This window comes from Cupriavidus phytohabitans (assembly GCF_000426345.1).
Classification (GTDB): Bacteria; Pseudomonadota; Gammaproteobacteria; order Burkholderiales; family Burkholderiaceae; genus Cupriavidus.
Genome location: NZ_AUFE01000008.1, coordinates 139,758 through 157,894, shown reverse-complemented (window position 1 = coordinate 157,894; position 18,137 = coordinate 139,758). Strand labels below are relative to the sequence as shown.

Here is an 18,137-nt window from a genome sequence, read left to right as displayed (position 1 = left end):
GTCCTGCCTGATCAAGCTTCGCCCGGGGTTTGCCGTGCGGCCCGGCCGGACGCCGCATCCGGACTGGCCGGACCGGGCGAACGCTGCGCCGGGATCTTGCCGGACTGGATGTCGTCGTACCAGAGCTCGTGATGCTCCTTTGCCCACGCCTCGTCGACCCAGCCGTCGCGCATGGCGCGGTAGGCGCCTTCCATGCCGACCGTGCCCATGTAGATATGGCCGCACGCCATCGCGATCATCAGCACGGCGGAAATGCCATGGATCACGTTGGCGATCTGCATGGTCGCGCGGTAGTAGTCCATGCCCGGCACGATCATGTCGAGCACCCAGCCCGAGGCCGACAGCACAATGCCGAAGATAAACACGCCGACCCAGAACCACATCTTCTCGCCGGCGTTGAAGCGCCCGCTCGGCACGTGCTTGCCGGACGTCAGCCCGCCAAGGCGGGTGACCCAGCGCACGTCGTCGCGGCTGGGCAGGTTATCGCGCACGAACACCACGAAGGCGACGATCACCGACAGCGTGAAGATCGGCCCGACCACGTTGTGCAGGTTCTTCAGAATGTAGCTGAGCCAGCCGAACAGCATGTGCCCCATCAGCGGCAGCAGGAAATGCTTGCCGAGCAGCATGACGATGCCCGATACCGCCAGCACCACGAACGAGATCGCCATGGTCCAGTGGATAATGCGCTCCAACGGCGTGAAGCGTTCGATCATGCGGCCGGTGCGCGGCTCGCGCAGCGGGATGGTGCCGCGCCACAGGTAGAAGCCGAGGATGGCCAGCGGCACCACCAGCAGCAGCCAGCCGCCCCAGACGGTGATCACGCCGTTGCGGAACAGGCGCCATTGCTGTCCGGCGCGCTGGATCAGCACGCCGGCTTCCTTGTCGGGCAGGCTGCTGTAGTGGCGCTGGTCGGAATTGACCTCGCGCCATACCGGCGCGTTGTTGCCGGGCTGCGTGACAGTGCGCTCCTGCTGCGAGCGGGCCTCGGCGGCGATGTCACGGGGCGGCACGTCGAAGATGTTTTGCGATGCGATGTCGGCCAGCGGCTGGGCCGGATGCGTGGCCGGGTTGTTGGCATCGGCGCTGCCCGACGCGGTGGCGGGGCCGGTCGACGGCCCCGGTGCGGGAGCCTGGGCCGCGGCGCTGCCGGCCACGGCCATCAGTGCCAGCGCGCCGGCCGCCAGCCAGCGGCGCCATCCGGCGCCCTGCCCGCTGCGGCATGCATTGTGCGACGGCGTCATACGCCCTCCTTCAGGTTATCGGGAGCAGGCGCGCGGATGGCACCGTCTCCCCACTGCGGCGCATTCATTGCACGCGGTTGTACTCGTTCTGGTACTGGTTGCGCTGGCGGATCTGGTTATGCCAGCTGGTCTTGTCGCCCGCGGTCCAGCCCTTGGCGACGAAGGGGTCGTCGGGCGCGCCCTGGTAGGCCTGGGCGTCGGCCTTGCGGTGCGACTGGTTGATGGTCTGCGGCTTTTCGCCGCACGCGGCCAGCAGCGCGCCGCACAGTGTCAACAGGAGGATGGCGCTGGTGCGGTTCATGATGACTGGCCTCCCGGAGCGCCGGTTGCGGCTGGGGTAGTCGGTGCAGCCGGCGCGGCAGCCGGGGTTGGCGCGGCTGGTGTGGTGCGGGCCCCGGGCGCGTCCGGCCCGGCGGGGCCAGCCGGCGCTGCCGGCGCCCCTGGCGCGGCCTTGGGCACGCCATAGGCCGTGCCCCAGCCGAACACGTCGCCGCCGGTGCCGCGCTTGATCACGCGGTTGCGCAGGATGTCTGCGATCACATCGCCGTCGCCGCCCAGCAGCGCCTTGGTCGAGCACATCTCCGCGCACAGGGGCAGCTTGCCTTCGGCCAGCCGGTTGCGCCCGTACTTCTCGAACTCGGCCTCGCTGCCGTTCTTCTCCGGACCGCCGGCGCAGAACGTGCACTTGTCCATCTTGCCGCGCACGCCGAAGGTGCCGGTTGACGGGAACTGCGGCGCGCCGAACGGGCAGGCGTACGAGCAGTAGCCGCAGCCGATGCAGACGTCCTTGTCGTGCAGCACCACGCCGTCGTCGGTGCGGTAGAAGCAGTCGACCGGGCACACCGCCATGCACGGTGCGTCGGAGCAGTGCATGCAGGCCACCGAGATCGATTTCTCGGCGCCAACCATGCCATCGTTGACGGTGACCACGCGGCGCCGGTTCACACCCCACGGCACCTCGTGCTCGTTCTTGCAGGCCGTGACGCAGCTGTTGCACTCGATGCAGCGCTCGGCGTCACAGATGAATTTCATGCGTGCCATGATGTTCCTCTGCCCTGTCCTGTGACTTATGCAAACCGCTCGATCTGGCAAACGGTGGTCTTGGTCTCCTGCATCATCGTCACCGAGTCATAGCCATACGTGGTGGCGGTGTTGACGGCTTCGCCCCGCACCACCGGCATCGCGCCTTCGGGGTAGTAGTCCTTCAGGTCCTTGCCCTGCCACCAGCCCGAGAAGTGGAACGGGATGAAGGCGGTATCCGGCCCGACCCGCTCGGTCACCAGCGCGCGCACTTTCAGCGCGGCGCCGGTCGGCGTCCTGACCCAGCAGAAGTCGCCATTGCGGATGCCGCGATCGGAGGCCGCGCGCGGGTTGATCTCGACGAAGTTCTCCTGCTGCAGCTCGGCCAGCCACGGGTTGGAACGGGTTTCCTCGCCACCGCCCTCGTACTCGACCAGCCGCCCGGAGGTCAGGATGATCGGGAACTTCTCGTAGACCTTGTTCTCGATATTGCGCTGCTGCACCGACTTGTACAGCGTCGGCAGCCGCCAGAACGCCATCTTGTCGTCGTGGGTCGGGTACTTGGCGACCATGTCGGCCCGCGTGGAGTACAGCGGCTCGCGGTGCTGCGGGATCGGGTCGGGGAAGTTCCACACCACCGCGCGCGCCTTGGCGTTGCCGAACGGATGGCAACCATGGTTCTTCAGCACCACGCGCTGGATGCCTCCGGAAAGGTCGGTCTTCCAGTTCTTGCCTTCGGCCTTGGCCTTCTCGGCGTCGGTCAGGTCGTCCCACCAGCCCAGCTTCTTCAGCAGCACGTGGTCGAATTCCGGATAGCCGGTGGTGATCTCCGCGCCCAATGAATATGAGCCGTCCTCGGCCAGCAGGTTGACGCCGTCGCGCTCCACACCGAAGTTGGCGCGGAAGTTGCCGCCGCCATCCATCACGTGCTTGCTGGTGTCATAAAGGTTGGGCGAGCCCGGGTGCTTCAGCTCCGGCGTGCCGTAGCACGGCCACGGCAGGCCGAAGTAGTCGCCGGTCAGGTCGTAGCCCGTGACGGGGTCCTTGCCTTGCTTGCAGCGCAGCGTCTTGACGTCGAACATCTGCATATTGCGCATATGCGACTTCAGACGCTCCGGCGACTGGCCGGTGTAGCCGATGGTCCAGTTGCTGGCGTTGATCTCGCGCAGGATCGACTCCGGCTCCGGCTCCATCCAGGTGCGGCCGGCGCGCTTGACCTCGATCATCTTGTAGTTCTTCGACAGTTCCTTGCCGAAGCCTAGCTTGTCAGCGAACGCCTGCATCAGCGTATGGTCGGGCATCGACTCGAACAGCGGCTCGATGACCTTCTCGCGCCATTGCAGCGAGCGGTTCGATGCCGTGCACGTACCCGAGGTCTCGAACTGCGTGCACGCCGGCAGCAGGTACACGGCGCGGTTCGGATTGACCTTGTCGCCCTCCGCCGGCGGCATGTTGGCCATGGCCGCGGTCGCTGACGGATACGGATCGATCACCACCAGCAGATCGAGCTTGTCCAGCGCCTTCTTCATCTCCAGCCCGCGCGTCTGCGAGTTGGGCGCATGGCCCCAGAAAAACACGCCGCGCACGTTGTTGTCCTGGTCGATCAACTCGTTCTTCTCGGTGACGATATCGATCCAGCGCGACACCGTGGTGCCGGACTTCTCCATCATCGTCTGCGAGGCGAACTGCTTCTTGATCCATTCGTAGTCCACGCCCCACACCGCCGCGTAGTGCTTCCACGCGCCGGTGGCCAGGCCGTAGTAGCCGGGCAGCGAGTCGGGGTTGGGGCCGACGTCGGTGGCACCCTGCACGTTGTCATGACCACGGAAGATATTGGCACCGCCGCCGCTCACGCCGATATTGCCCAGCGCCAGTTGCACGATGCACGACGCGCGCACGATCGCGTTGCCGATGGTGTGCTGGGTCTGGCCCATGCACCACACCAGCGTGCTGGGGCGGTTCTTGGCCATGGTCTCGGCAACGAGGTAGACCTGTGCCTCGGGCACGCCGGTCACTTCCTCGACCTTGTCGGGCGTCCACTTGGCCAGCACCTCTTCCTTGACCTTGTCCATGCCATAGACGCGGTCGCTCAGATACTTCTGGTCTTCCCAGCCGTTCTTGAAGATGTGGTACAGCATGCCGAACAGGAAGGCGATGTCGGTGCCTGAGCGGATGCGCACATAGTGATGCGCCTTGGCCGCGGTGCGGGTGAAGCGCGGATCGACCACGATCATCTTGCAGCCATTTTCCTTGGCATGCAGCATGTGCAGCATCGATACCGGGTGCGCCTCGGCCGCGTTCGAACCGATGTACAACGCAGCCTTCGAGTTCTGCATATCGTTGTACGAGTTCGTCATCGCACCGTAGCCCCAGGTATTGGCCACGCCCGCGACGGTGGTCGAGTGGCAGATGCGCGCCTGGTGGTCGGTATTGTTGGTGCCGAAGAACGAAACCCACTTGCGCAGCAGGTAGGACTGCTCGTTGCTGTGCTTGGACGAGCCGATGAAGAACAGCGAGTCCGGGCCGGTCTGCTGGCGGATCTCCTTCATCTTCGCGGTGATCTCGTCGAGCGCCTGGTCCCAGCCGATGCGCTGGTACTTGCCGTTGACCAGCTTCATCGGGTACTTCAACCGGTATTCGCCATGGCCGTGTTCGCGCAGCGCGGCGCCCTTGGCGCAGTGCGCGCCCAGGTTAAGGGGCGAATCGAACACCGGTTCCTGGCGGATCCACACGCCGTTCTGCACCACCGCGTCGACCGCGCAGCCGACCGAGCAGTGGCCGCATACGGTGCGTCGCACGACGATGCCGCTCTTGCCCTCGGCGGCGCCTTTCTTGTCGTCGGCGGCATCGGCCTTGCGCAGCAGCGTCAGCTGCGACGCCGCCAGGCCGGCACCGACGCCGATGCCCGAGCGTTTGAGGAAGCCGCGCCGGTCCATGGTCGGCATGGCGCCGGCCAGGCCTGCGGCGAGCCGCTGTGAGAGGCGTCCGGTTCCGGCTTGCGCGCCGGCAGGTTCGTGCCGGTTGGCGAGGCCGTCAGCGAGGCGGGCGGATGCGCCCTGCGCCGCGCGTTTGCGGGTCAAGATCATGTCTCACCTCAGATGCGGACGAGAGCCGTCCGTTTGCTGGCGGCGCGGCGAACCACGCCGCCCTGGCATTTACACCAGTGTGGTCCGGTAGTACTTGCGAATGTGTTCCGAGACCCGGTAGCCCTTGCTGTCCGACGGGGTGTCGGCGGGATCCGGCAGAGCGGCGGCCTGGTCCGGTAGCGATGGTCCACGCGCTGTCAGCGCTGCCGCACCCGTTGCGGCAGCCACAACTCCAGCGCCCGCGAGAAACGAGCGGCGCGCGACCCGGGTTGGCTTCTCTCTCATGTGGGGGGCTCCTCGGCTGTCAAAGCCCGATGGTTTCGCCGTTATGCGTTGTTATGCATATTCTAGGAGCATCTCGCAGGAAAGACCATGATTTGCAAGGGTTTTTCCTGACTTAGCGGCCTCAGCTCATCTCCAGCGCCAGCGCCTCGACATTGGCAAAGGCGGCAAGCAATCCGGCGACACTGCGATAGAAGCGCGCCTGCGGGTGCGCGATCACTGCATCGCACAATTTCCCGACCCACGGCTGCATGTGCTTCGCGTAGAAGCGCTGCTGCTCGCCGAGGTTGGACACCGACAGGTCCTCGCCTGCCACCAGGAAGCGCATCACCTCGCACAATGTGGCGATGTGGTCTTCGGTCTCGCTCACTTCCTCATGGCGCTCCAGGCCATAGCGGGCCAGGTCTTCGCGCAGCGCCACCAGCGGGCGCTCGTTGAGGAAGCCGGTCAGGTAGAACGAGCCATACAGGAACACGTCCTGCTTGCCCACGCCGACGAATAGTTGCCGGTATTCCTCTTCAGACTCCGCCGCAGTGGTCTCCGATGCTGCGTCGCACAACGCATTCCAGGCCTTGCCCAGTACCGTATCGGCGTCTTCGCCGACAGCGCGGTTGGCCGCGATGTGGTGCAGCAGCGCGGCATCGGGGGCGCGATAGAACAGCGTGGCCAGCAGGCCGTACAAGTCGGCGCGGGCGGTGTCCTCGGCATCTTCGGCGGGCGACGCGGCAGTGAGCTGGATCGGCTGGAAATCTGTCATGTCGTGATGAATTGTGTTGATGGCGCCTCAGCGCAGCGTGGCGCCGCCCACAATGCCGCTGCCGGTGCCAGTATCGTGCTCCATCATGTCGATCACGCGGCAATCCGGACACATCTTCAGCCGTTCGGCGGCTGCGCCGGCAAACGCCGGGTGGCCAGCAAGCCGGACCAGCATTGACTCCACCATCTGTGCCGTGCCGAACGGCTTGGCGCAGCGCACGCAATGGAACGGCTGGGTCTCGTTGAGCGTGACCGGACGGCGCGCGGCATCACCGGCCAGCAGGCGCGGCACCAGTGTAATCGCATCTTCCGGGCAGGTTTTCTCGCACAGGCCGCACTGCACGCAGTTTCGTTCGATCAGGCTGAGCACGGGGCGCTCGGGGTTGTCGCGCAGGGCCTGCGACGGGCAGGCGCCGACGCACGCCATGCACAAGGTGCACTTGCCGGTATCGACGGCAATCGCGCCGATCGGCGCGGCCGCCGGCAGCGGCACGATGTCGGCGGGCACCGGCGCGTGGCGCACCAGATGCTCAAGCACGAAGTCCAGCATCTCGCGCTTGGCCGCAACGGCGCCGAACGGCGCCGGCGGCAACGCATTGCGGCCCGGACGCAACGCAGACAGGCCGGCATCCAGTGACGGCGTGCCGGTCGCATCGACCAGCGACAGCACTTCGGCGTCATAACCCAGCCCCGCCAGCAATGCGCGGCCGACTTCCATCTGCTCGCGCAGCGCGGTGCGGTATTGCGGCGCCTCGTCGCCGGTCAGCAGCACCGCCACGCCGCTGGCGCCCCAGCACAGCGCGGCCAGCCACAGCTCCAGCCCGGCCGCGGCCGGGTGGAACAGCGACAGCGGCATCACATTGGCGGGCACGCCTGCGGCACGGCCCGCGCGCGCGGCGCGGCCCAGCGCCAGCAAGGCGGGCGTGCCATATTCCTCGCCGTGCAGCAGCACGATCGGGTCGCGCGCGCCGGCCTGCCGGTAGGCCGCCAGCAGCGTGCGCAGCCGCGCGCCAGTGGTCTCGGGACCGGGATAGCCGTAGCTGATGGCGCCGCTGGGGCACACCGTGGTGCAGGCCCCGCAGCCCATGCACAGGTTGGGCGTGACTTCGATGCGGCCCTTGCCGTCATGCCAGCGCGACTGGATCGCCCGGGTCGAGCAAATGTCGATACAAGCCGTGCAGCCGGTGGTCTGGTTGCGGCCATGCGCGCACAGGCTGTCCTTGTAGCGGAAGAACTTTGGCTTCTCGAACTCGCCTACCAGGCCCACCAGCGTCAATGCCAGTGCTTGCTGTCGCGCCGGATCCGCGCCGGCGTGCAGGTAGCCTTGCGGCGGCTGGTGCATGGTGAAGGCAGGCTGGTCGCACAGGTCGAAGACCAGGTCGAAGCGGCCTTGCATGGTGCCCTGCGGCCGGTCGAAGTCGATGGCCGCGGCCGCGCCGCAGGCGCGCACGCAGTCGCGATGCGAGCGGCAGCGCGACAGGTCGATCTGATAGCTGAAATCGATCGCATTTTCGGGGCAGGCGTCGATGCAGGCGTTGCAGCGGGTGCACAGGTCGAGGTCGATCGGGTTGCTGCGTCCCGCGCCGGTTTCCCAGCTGGCCTCGAAGGCGCCGAGCCAGCCGCTGAGCACTGCCAGCCGGCCGCTGTGGACCGGCCAGGCGCGCGCGGCCGGCTGCGCGGCAGCGCCCTCGCCCGGTGCGCTGCCCGTCAGCAGCACCGTGACCTCGAACTGCATGGCAGCGAGACGCTCGGCCCAGGGCAGCGCGCGCTGCGCGGGGCCCAGCACCAGCACCGTACCGTCGGAGCGGTAGTCGACCACGGGCACCGGCTCCGGCTCGGGCAACGCGGCCACCGCCAGCAGCGCGGCAATCTTGGCATTGGCCGTCCGCGGATCGCGCCGCGCGCCCTGCGACCAGCCGCCGGTTTCTCGGATATTGACGAAGCGGACGGGCGCGGTCACCACCGGCCGCCCATCCTGGCCTTGCGCGGTCTGCGCGGCGACTTCGGTAAACAGCGCGCGCTCCTGCGTGCAGGCCACGATGACATCGTCGGTGCCGTCCAGCGCCGCGGTGAAGGCGCCAATTTCGCGCCGGCACAGCAGATGGTGGACCTTAAGCGGACCGTGTTGCGGACCGTGTTGCGGGCCTTGTTGCGGGCCCTGACAGGCTTCCGACAGCGCCGCCCCGTCAAGCGGCATGGTGTCGTTGCAATTGCAGATCAGCGTCGGCATGGCGAATGCGGCTGAGCGGTCCGGACGTCCTTCTTGCGAGGATCTGCGGCCCGGCGGATTGTGGGATGCCTATTGTAGGCTGCGCTGCCCGGTCGGGCTACGCGCACTTATCCAGATCTTGCGGGTCTTGCGGGCCCTGTTTTGCGCTTTGACTGGCCACCGGCGGCGGCGTTTCGGAGGATGAGGGTATGTCCGTAGCACCGGCCGGGTCGCTTACCAAGGCAGGCGCCGCCGGCGGTACATCGTACGCTTGGGCGTCCGGTTTAGCGTCCACTTGTGCATCCACTTGTGCATCCGCCGGTGCGTCCGGCTGTGCGGCGGCGGCCGCCTGGGCTGCCGCGCGCTCCTCGTCGGTCGGCTCGAACAGCGCCAGCGACTCGGCCTGGCGCAGCTGGCGCAGGATCTCGGGCGGGATCGGGTCGGGCTTGCTGTAGTCGTCGATGTAGGTATCGAGGCCATCCATCACATTGAAGTGCGGATCGGCAAACAACGTCTTGAGCGCGGCGCGCTTGACCGATTCATCGACGCCGCGCGCGACGAAGCGGGCGATGTTGTCGCCAGGGCGCAGCGCGGCCACGTCCGCCAGCGTCGGCGGCGGAACTTCTGGCTCGGCCTCCGGCACCGCGGCCGCACCTTCCGGTGGCACGGGCAACGATGACGCCTCGGCAGGCTGCGCCGGCTCCGCCGGCACGGCCACGCCCTCCCGCACCGCGGCCTTGCGGCGCGACCAGCGTGACAGGAAGGACGAATCGCTCATCGGCCTGTTCGAACAGTAGGGTCAGTAGCGCGCGCGGTCCTGCGGCGCCTTGAAGGATTCGGGCCGGCGCCGCTGCTTGGGCTCGGGCCGGTAATGCTCGCTGACGTAGGCCTGCAGCCAGTCGCGCTGCTCCGGCGCCAGCGGCACGTTCTCGACGATCTCGCCGGCGTCGAGCCAGCGGCCGGCTTCGTTGTATGACAGCGTGACCGTCATCGGCACCGGGTGGGCGTCTTCACCGGTGCCGCCGCCGTCCTCGTCCTCGGGCATGCGCCACAGCACGAACCAGCATGGCGTGGTCGAGGTCAGGTTCAGGTAGTAGCCCTCGCCCTGGTCGCGGAACAGCTCGACCTCGTAGCCGGGATACAGCCAGCGCGCGCCGTGGTCGTCGTGCTTCAGGCAGACCGCCTGCGTGCCGAACTCGCCCAGGTCCGGCAGCACCGCATCCAGTTGCCACTTCCAGGGCTGCCAGCGGCTGGCCAGCGCAACCTTGCGCATCACCACCGCCATGGTGACGGCGGGACGGGCGCCGGGTGGCGGCGGCTGTGGCACGGACGTGGTTTCGGCTTCCATGGCTCTCTGGCGCGGCAAGCCGCGCGCTCAGGTGTTCTGCACGACGATGCTTGGGAACTTGCTGGTCATGTCGCGCGCCTTGTCGGCAACCTTGATCGCCACCTTGCGCGCGATGCCGCGGTACAGCTCGGCCACGGGACTGTCGGGCTCGGCCACCACGGTGGGGCGTCCCGAATCGGCCTGCTCGCGGATCTGCAGGTTCAGCGGCAGGCTGCCCAGCAGCTCCACGCCATAGTCGGCGCACATCTTCTCGCCGCCGCCCTGGCCGAAGATATGCTCGACGTGGCCGCAGTTCGGGCAGCAGTACACCGCCATGTTCTCGACGATGCCGAGGATGGGGATGCCGACCTTCTCGAACATCTTCAGGCCTTTCTTGGCATCGAGCAGCGCGATGTCCTGCGGCGTGGTCACGATCACCGCGCCGGTGACCGGCACCTTCTGCGACAGCGTCAGCTGGATATCGCCGGTACCCGGCGGCATGTCGACGATCAGGTAGTCGAGGTCGTGCCAGTTGGTCTGGCGCAGCAGCTGCTCCAGCGCCGAGGTGACCATCGGCCCGCGCCACACCATCGGGTTGTCCTGCTCGATCAGGAAGCCGATCGAGTTGGCCTGCACGCCATGGCCCTCCAGCGGCTCCATGGTCTGGCCGTCGGCGGATTCCGGGCGGCCGTCGATGCCGAGCATCATCGGCAGGCTGGGGCCGTAGATATCGGCATCGAGCATGCCCACGCGCGCGCCCTCGGCGGCCAGCGCCAGCGCCAGGTTGACGGCGGTGGTCGACTTGCCCACCCCGCCCTTGCCCGAGGCGACGGCAATCACGTTCTTCACGCCCGGCAGCAACTTGACGCCCCGCTGCACCGCGTGCGCGACGATCTTCATGGTCACGGCCACGCTGACGTTGGTGACGCCCGGCACTTCCCGCACCGCGGCAACCACCAGCTTGCGGATCGGATCCAGCTGGCTCCTGGCGGGATAGCCGAGTTCGATTTCCAGCGAAACCTCGCCGCCGTCGACCCGGATGTTCCGGGCCGAGCGCGTGGACACCAGGTCCTTGCCCGTGTTGGGATCGATGACGGTGCGCAGGGCTTCGGTGACCTGCTCAGTGCTGACGCTCAAGACAAACTCCGCTTGGTTTTTCTGGATGTGGGGGATGGCCCGTACGGTCGGCGCCACCGGCTGGACTAGCACCCAATGTATCAAAGTATGAAGCACCGGCCATGGATAGCCGGAGAAGCGCGTGGAAACCCCTGCGCCAGGTGTGGAATTACAGACATTTACAAATCTCACAACCTTGCACTTGTGCGCGCGCCGCCATATCCATATTGTAGTGCGGTTGGGCGGACAGGCACTCGGCATTGGCCACCGCGCCGGCCGCGCCGCCGCCAACGCGTACAAAGGGTTATCTGCGGTATCGCCTTGGAGTTACCATCCGCATGCGGTACCAGGAACATTTACGGGAACATCAGAAGGAGAAAGCATGAAGATCAAGCTCGTCACTGTCTCGCTCGCCGCCGCCACCCTGCTGGCCGCGGGTTGCGCCACCGAACAGCAGACCCATACTGCGGTCGGTACCGGCGTAGGCGCCGCCGTGGGCGCCGGGCTTGGCAACCTGATCGGCGGCAATACCACCGGCACGCTGGTCGGCGCGGCCGTGGGCGGTGCCGTTGGCGGTGCGACCGGCTACAACTGGAATGCCATCCGCGGCAAGCTGAACAAGGACACCGCCGGCACTGGCACCCAGATCACCGAGCAGCCGGACGGCTCGCTGAAGGTGAATATCCCCAGCCAGGTGACCTTCGATACCGACAGCGCCAGCATCAAGCCGTCGTTCCGCTCCGTGCTCGACCAGGTCGCCCAGACGCTGGGCCAGCACCAGGAAGTCAGCGCCAATGTCGTGGGCCATACCGACAGCACCGGCAATCCCAGCTACAACATGCAGCTGTCGCAGCGCCGGGCGCAGAGCGTGGCGAGCTACCTGGGTGACCGCGGCGTCGCACGGAACCGCCTGACGGCCGAGGGCCGGGGCCAGGCCCAGCCCGTTGCAGACAACGCCACCGAGGCCGGCCGGCAACAAAATCGCCGCGTCGAAATTTTTTTGAAACCAATTCAGGGATGACCTAGTCATAGAAACAGGTACCGCTTGCCACCGTTGCTGGCTCGCGATGGGTGGCTGACCTCCCGGGCGGTACCTGATTTCTCCTCCTTTTCCGTTGTGGAAAGCTGCGCCGGCTCTGACCGGCGCTTTTTTTTGGCCGCTTGCGGCAAATTGCCCGCGCCGCTTCGGAAGATTCCGCGATGCGGAACCGGCGCACCTGCGGCACGACGTTGCTAAAATACCCCTCCCCGGCACGCGCCTGCGCAGCGCGCAGCGCCGTCGCCACTGATATTCCCCGCTCCTGACCGGCCCTCCGTCTATGACCGCACGTCGCATCCTCGTCACATCCGCCCTGCCTTATGCCAATGGCCAGATCCATATCGGCCACCTGGTGGAATACATCCAGACCGATATCTGGGTGCGTTTCCAGCGCATGATGGGCAACGAGGTCTACTACGTCGGCGCCGACGACACGCACGGCACCCCGGTGATGCTGCGCGCCGAGAAGGAAGGCATCACCCCGAAACAGCTGATCGACCGCGTCTGGACCGAGCACAAGCGCGACTTCGACAGCTTCCTGGTGTCATTCGACAACTACTACAGCACCGACGCCGAAGAGAACCGCGAGCTTTGCGAGAAGATCTACCTCGCCCTCAAGGCCGAGGACCTGATCGCCGAGCGCGATGTCGAGCAGTTCTTCGACCCGGTCAAGAACATGTTCCTGCCGGACCGCTTCATCAAGGGCGAATGCCCGAAGTGCGGCGCCAAGGACCAGTACGGCGACTCGTGTGAAGTCTGCGGCACGACTTACGTGCCGACCGACCTGAAGAACCCGTACTCGGTGGTGTCCGGCGCCACGCCGGTGCGCAAGTCGTCGACGCATTTCTTCTTCAAGCTGTCCGACCAGCGCTGCGAGACCTTCCTGCGCGAATGGGTGGCCGACCTGGCGCAGCCCGAGGCCGCCAACAAGATGCAGGAGTGGCTGGGCGCCGAGGGCGAGGCCTCGACGCTGTCCGACTGGGACATCTCGCGCGACGCACCCTACTTCGGCTTCGAGATCCCCGGCGCGCCCGGCAAGTATTTCTACGTGTGGCTGGACGCCCCGATCGGCTACTACGCCAGCTTCAGGAACCTGGCGCAGCAGCGCGGCATCGACTTCGACGCCTGGGTCGGCCCGCACTCGACCGCCGAGCAATACCACTTCATCGGCAAGGACATCCTGTACTTCCATACGCTGTTCTGGCCGGCGATGCTGCGCTTCTCGGGCTACCGCACCCCGACCAACGTGTTCGCGCACGGCTTCCTGACCGTGGACGGCGCCAAGATGAGCAAGTCGCGCGGCACCTTCATCACCGCGCAGAGCTACATCGACACCGGCATGAACCCCGAATGGCTGCGCTACTACTTCGCCGCCAAGCTCAATGCGAGCATGGAAGACCTGGACCTGAACCTGGACGACTTCATCGCCCGCGTCAACAGCGACCTGATCGGCAAGTATGTCAATATCGCCAGCCGCGCGGCGGGCTTCCTGGTCAAGCGCTTCGAAGGCAAGGTCGACGAGGCCGCGCTGGCGCATCCGCTGCTGGAGCAGCTGCGCCAGGCCGCGCCGCAGATCGCGCAGCTGTATGAAGCGCGCGAGTACAGCAAGGCGCTGCGCCAGGTGATGGAGCTGACCGACGCGGTCAACGCCTTCGTCGACACCGAGAAGCCGTGGGAACTGGCCAAGGACGAAAGCAAGCGTGCCGCGCTGCACGCCGCCTGCTCGGTATCGCTGGAAGCCTTCCGCCTGCTGACGGTGTACCTGAAGCCGGTGGTGCCGAACGTGGCCGCCGGCGTCGAGCGCTTCCTGAACGTCGAACCGCTCGACTGGCGCGCGATCGACAAGCAGCTGTCCGCCGCCAGGCCGGTGCAGGCGTACCAGCACCTGATGACGCGCGTCGATGCCAAGCAGGTCGATGCACTGCTGGCCGCCAACCGCGATTCGCTGCAGGCCGCGGCGGCGCCCGCCGCCGCACCGTCGATCGAGCCGGTGGCCGAGACCATCACCATCGACGATTTCGCCAAGGTGGACCTGCGCGTGGCCAGGATCGTCGAGTGCCAGAAGGTCGAAGGCTCCAACAAGCTGCTGCAGCTGACGCTGGACCTGGGCGAGGGCAAGACCCGCAATGTTTTCTCGGGCATCCAGTCGGCCTACACGCCGGAGCAGCTGGTCGGCAAGCTGACCGTGGTGGTGGCCAACCTGGCACCGCGCAAGATGAAGTTCGGCATGTCCGAGGGCATGGTCCTGGCGGCCTCCGCGGCTGACGAGAAGGCCGCGCCGGGCCTGTACATCCTGGAGCCGCACAGCGGCGCCGTGCCGGGGATGCGCATCCGCTGATTGCAGGACCGCGCCGCGCCTCCGCACTCGGGGAGCGGCGCAAGCCGGCGGCGTGTGCCGCGCTCTCCGGCATTTCGCTCCCCCTCCGCTTCGCTCCCCTCCAGTTTGCGCGCAGCCTGCGCGTCAAGAATTCCGCATAGCAGAACAAGATAAGCCGCGCGCGGCCTCCGTGCGCGGCGTGGTCATGCACGCGCGGCATGCCATACATGGTTCCCGCGCATCGCGCTTGGCGTTCGGTTGAGCTGCCGCGTAGATTCCACTGCGCAGAATCACAAACCAACAGACAGAAGCGTGCCGCGCACCCACTGGCTGCGTGAAGCCGCTTCGCACGGAAGGGGACACTTGTGAAGAAGCTCTTGATCGCCAACCGCGGCGAGATCGCGTTGCGCGTGCAGCGCGCCGCGCGAGACCTTGGCATCGCCACCGTGGCCGTCTATGCCACTGACGACCACGCCAGCCGGCACCGGCTCCTGGCTGACGAAGCCGTCGCCCTGCAGGGCCAGGGCGCCGCTGCCTACCTCGACATTCCCGCCATCATCGACGCGGCGCGCGCCACCGGCTGCGACGCTGTCCACCCTGGCTACGGCTTCCTTAGCGAGCGCGCGGACTTTGCCAGCGCCTGCGCCGCTGCCGAGCTCGTCTTCGTCGGGCCCGAGCCTGAGCAGCTGAGCCTGTTCGGCGACAAGGGCCACGCGCTGGCGCTGGCGGCGCGCTGCGGCGTGCCGGTGATGCCGGCCACCGCCGGCGCCGCCACGCTGGAGGCGGTCACGGCCTTCTTCAACGAACAGGACGGTGCCGGCATCGTGCTCAAGGCGGTCGGCGGCGGCGGCGGGCGCGGCATGCGCGTGGTGCGCGAGCGCGAGGCGCTGCCCGAAGCCTACGCGCGCTGCCGCTCGGAGGCGCGCTCGGCCTTCGGTGTCGACGCCGTTTATGCCGAGCGGCTGGTCGCGCGTGCGCGCCATATCGAAGTGCAGATCGCCGGCGACGGTCACAGCGTGATCGCGCTGGGCGAGCGCGACTGCACGCTGCAGCGCCGCTTCCAGAAGGTGGTCGAGATCGCGCCCAGCCCGGCACTGGATCCGGCGCTGCGCCGGCGCATCGTCGATGCCGCCTGCACGCTGGCACGCGAAGCGCGCTACCGCAGCCTGGGCACCTTCGAGTTCCTGGTCGAGGAGCCCGAGCCCGGCGCGCGGCGCGACGGCGCCGCCCTGCCCTTTGTCTTTATCGAAGCCAATCCGCGCCTGCAGGTGGAGCACACGGTCACCGAACAGGTGACCGGGATCGACCTGGTGGCGGTGCAGCTGGGGCTGGCACAGGGCCGGCGCCTCGCCGAGCTCGGCCTGGACCCGCAGCAGCCGCCGCGCGCGCGCGGCTATGCCATCCAGGTGCGAGTCAATGCCGAGTCCACCGACGCGCAAGGGCTGGCGCGGCCGGCGCAGGGCCGGCTGGAACGCTTCGACCCGCCCAGCGGCCCGGACGTGCGCGTCGACACCCACGGCTATACCGGCTACGCACTGTCGGCGCACTACGACACGCTGCTCGCCAAGCTGATCGTCACCTCGGCCAGCGGGCAGTTCGCGGACGCGGTGCGGCGCCTGCAGCGCGCGCTGGCCGAATTCAATATCGGCGGCATCGACACCAATCTCGACCTGCTGCGCGCGCTGGCCGAGCGCGACGACTTTGCCAGCCAGCAGGTGCACACGCGCTATATGGAGGCCGCGCTGCCCCAGCTGCTGGAGCGTGCCGCGCAGATCGGCGCACAGTGCGAGGCACGGCAGGCGCTTGCGACAGGCAGCCCGGCCAGCGTGGCCGCTGCGGCCAGCACGGCGAGCTTCGACGAGCAATTGGGCGAAGGCCTGTGCGCGGTGCGCGCGCCCATGGGCGGCCGCGTGATCGAGCTGGCGGCCGACAACGCGCTGGTCAAGGCTGGCCAGACCGTCGCCGTGCTCGATGCCATGAAGATGGAGCACGCCATCGTGGCCGAACGCGCCGGGCGCGTGATCGACCTGCGCACCGAAGCCGGCGCGCAGGTTGGCGAAGGCCAGGTCATGCTGGTGCTGGAACCGGCCGATGCCGGCGCCGAGGCCGGCACCGAGGCCGAGCGCACCGACCCGTCGGCGATCCGCGCCGACCTGCAGCGGGTGCTCGACCGCCATGCCTTCCTCTACGACGCCGCCCGCCCCGATGCGGTGGCCCGGCGCCGCGCGCGCGGGCAGCGCACCGCGCGCGAGAACATCGACGACCTGTGCGATGCCGGCAGCTTCCGCGAATACGGCGGCCTCGCGGTGGCCGCGCAGGCCAGCCGGCGCAGCGAGGCCGACCTGATTGCCAACACGCCAGCCGACGGCCTGATCACCGGCACTGGCGCGGTCAACGGCAGCGTGTTCGCGCCGGAGCGCGCGCGCTGCGCGGTGCTGGCCTACGACGCCACCGTGCTGGCCGGCACCCAGGGCAAGCGCAACCACATGAAGACCGACCGCATCCTGGCGGTCGCGCTGCGGGACCGGCTGCCGACGGTGATCTTCGCCGAGGGCGGCGGCGGGCGTCCGGGTGATGTCGATTTTCCCACGGTGGCCGGCCTGTACCAGCCGTCGTTCGCCGCATTCGCCGAACTGAGCGGCGAAGTGCCGGTGGTGGGCATCGCCTCCGGGCGCTGCTTCGCCGGCAACGCCGCGCTGCTGGGCTGCTGCGACCTGATCATCACGACACGCAACGCCAATATCGGCATGGCCGGTCCCGCCATGATCGAAGGCGGCGGCCTGGGGGTGTTCCGCCCCGAGGATATCGGCCCGGCCGCGGTGCAGTACCACAACGGCGTGGCCGACCTGCTGGTCGACGACGAAGCTGCCGCCGTGGCCGCGGCGAGGCACTACCTGTCGATGTTCCAGGGCCGCGTCGCCGACTGGCAGGCGCCGGATCCGATGGCGTTGCGCCAAGTGGTGCCGGAGAACCGCCTGCGCGTGTACGACACCCGTGCCGCCATCGCCGGCCTGGCCGACGCCGGCAGTGTGCTGGAACTGCGCGCCGGCTTCGGCACCGGCATCCACACCGCGCTGGCGCGCATCGAGGGGCGGCCGGTGGGCATCCTCGCCAGCAATCCGCGCCACCTCGGCGGCGCCATCGACGCCGACGCCGCGGACAAGGCCGCGCGCTTCATGCAGCTGTGCAACGCGCACGGGCTGCCCATCGTCTCGCTGATCGACACACCGGGCTTCATGGTCGGCCCGGAGGTCGAGGCGCGCGCGCAGGTGCGGCACGTGTCGCGCATGTTCGTGATCGGCGCCAAGCTGCGCGTGCCGTTCCTGGCGGTGGTGCTGCGCAAGGGCTATGGCCTGGGCGCGATGGCGATGGCGGCGGGCGGCTTCCGCGCGCCGTCGTTCACGGTGTCGTGGCCGACCGGCGAGTTCGGCGGCATGGGCCTGGAAGGCGCGGTGCGGCTGGGCTTCCGCAAGGAGCTGGAAGCGCTGCCGGCGGGCCCGCAGCGCGACGCGCTGTACCAGCAGCTGGTAGCTCAGATGTACGAACGCGGCCACGCCATCAACGCGGCGGCGGCGCTGGAGATCGACGCCGTGATCGACCCCGCGGCCACGCGCCAGTGGCTGGTCAGCGGCCTGGACGCCGGCGCGGCGAATCCGGACCGGCCGGTGCGAAGCTACGTCGACGCCTGGTAGCGGCAACGGCCGGCACGGCACGGCACGGACAGTCAGGACAATAGCGACA

Annotated in this window: 13 protein-coding genes; 3 read left to right on the top strand and 10 right to left on the bottom strand. The window is 67.9% G+C overall.

What is annotated here, in order from left to right:
* Positions 1-11: 11 nt before the first annotated feature.
* The 10 genes from K309_RS0108815 to apbC form a co-directional block, all read right to left on the bottom strand.
* Complete coding sequence (locus K309_RS0108815; protein ID WP_029046086.1) at positions 12-1,244, bottom strand: formate dehydrogenase subunit gamma; 1,233 nt, start codon at positions 1,242-1,244, stop codon at positions 12-14.
* A 64-nt stretch (positions 1,245-1,308) separates the two neighbouring features.
* Positions 1,309-1,545 carry a hypothetical protein gene (locus K309_RS0108810; protein WP_029046085.1) on the bottom strand — a complete coding sequence of 79 codons (237 nt, stop codon included), beginning with the start codon at positions 1,543-1,545 and terminating at the stop codon, positions 1,309-1,311.
* Positions 1,542-2,285 carry a formate dehydrogenase FDH3 subunit beta gene (gene fdh3B / locus K309_RS0108805; protein WP_029046084.1) on the bottom strand — a complete coding sequence of 248 codons (744 nt, stop codon included), beginning with the start codon at positions 2,283-2,285 and terminating at the stop codon, positions 1,542-1,544. Before fdh3B ends, K309_RS0108810 begins: the two co-directional genes overlap by 4 nt.
* 26 nt (positions 2,286-2,311) lie before the next feature.
* Entirely contained in the window at positions 2,312-5,350 is a 3,039-nt protein-coding gene (locus K309_RS0108800) for a molybdopterin-dependent oxidoreductase (RefSeq protein WP_029046083.1), read from the bottom strand.
* 69 nt (positions 5,351-5,419) lie between these two features.
* Entirely contained in the window at positions 5,420-5,635 is a 216-nt protein-coding gene (locus K309_RS39820) for a formate dehydrogenase (RefSeq protein ID WP_084402381.1), read from the bottom strand.
* Between the two features lie 121 nt (positions 5,636-5,756).
* Positions 5,757-6,389, bottom strand: a complete 633-nt coding sequence (locus tag K309_RS0108795) for a TorD/DmsD family molecular chaperone (RefSeq protein ID WP_029046082.1) — start codon at positions 6,387-6,389, stop codon at positions 5,757-5,759.
* A 27-nt stretch (positions 6,390-6,416) separates the two neighbouring features.
* Entirely contained in the window at positions 6,417-8,618 is a 2,202-nt protein-coding gene (locus K309_RS0108790; protein ID WP_029046081.1) for a 4Fe-4S binding protein, read from the bottom strand.
* Positions 8,619-8,715: 97 nt separating this feature from the next.
* Entirely contained in the window at positions 8,716-9,375 is a 660-nt protein-coding gene (locus K309_RS0108785) for a DUF3306 domain-containing protein (RefSeq protein WP_029046080.1), read from the bottom strand.
* 21 nt (positions 9,376-9,396) lie between these two features.
* A complete protein-coding gene (locus K309_RS0108780; RefSeq protein WP_029046079.1) occupies positions 9,397-9,945 on the bottom strand; it encodes a DUF3305 domain-containing protein in 549 nt (182 codons plus the stop codon).
* Positions 9,946-9,972: 27 nt separating this feature from the next.
* The gene (gene apbC, locus K309_RS0108775) at positions 9,973-11,061 is read right to left on the bottom strand and encodes an iron-sulfur cluster carrier protein ApbC (RefSeq protein ID WP_029046078.1); all 1,089 of its coding nucleotides are present in this window, start codon (positions 11,059-11,061) and stop codon (positions 9,973-9,975) included.
* Positions 11,062-11,422: 361 nt separating this feature from the next.
* Here apbC and K309_RS0108770 point away from each other — a divergent pair, with 361 nt between their 5' ends.
* From K309_RS0108770 to K309_RS0108760, 3 genes are all read left to right on the top strand, one after another.
* Positions 11,423-12,061: a YiaD family glycine zipper/OmpA-like lipoprotein gene (locus tag K309_RS0108770; RefSeq protein ID WP_029046077.1), complete on the top strand. Its 639-nt coding sequence runs from the start codon at positions 11,423-11,425 to the stop codon at positions 12,059-12,061.
* A gap of 298 nt (positions 12,062-12,359) precedes the next feature.
* Positions 12,360-14,417 carry a methionine--tRNA ligase gene (gene metG / locus K309_RS0108765; RefSeq protein ID WP_029046076.1) on the top strand — a complete coding sequence of 686 codons (2,058 nt, stop codon included), beginning with the start codon at positions 12,360-12,362 and terminating at the stop codon, positions 14,415-14,417.
* A gap of 344 nt (positions 14,418-14,761) precedes the next feature.
* Positions 14,762-18,088, top strand: a complete 3,327-nt coding sequence (locus K309_RS0108760) for an acetyl-CoA carboxylase family protein (protein WP_029046075.1) — start codon at positions 14,762-14,764, stop codon at positions 18,086-18,088.
* Positions 18,089-18,137: the final 49 nt, after the last annotated feature.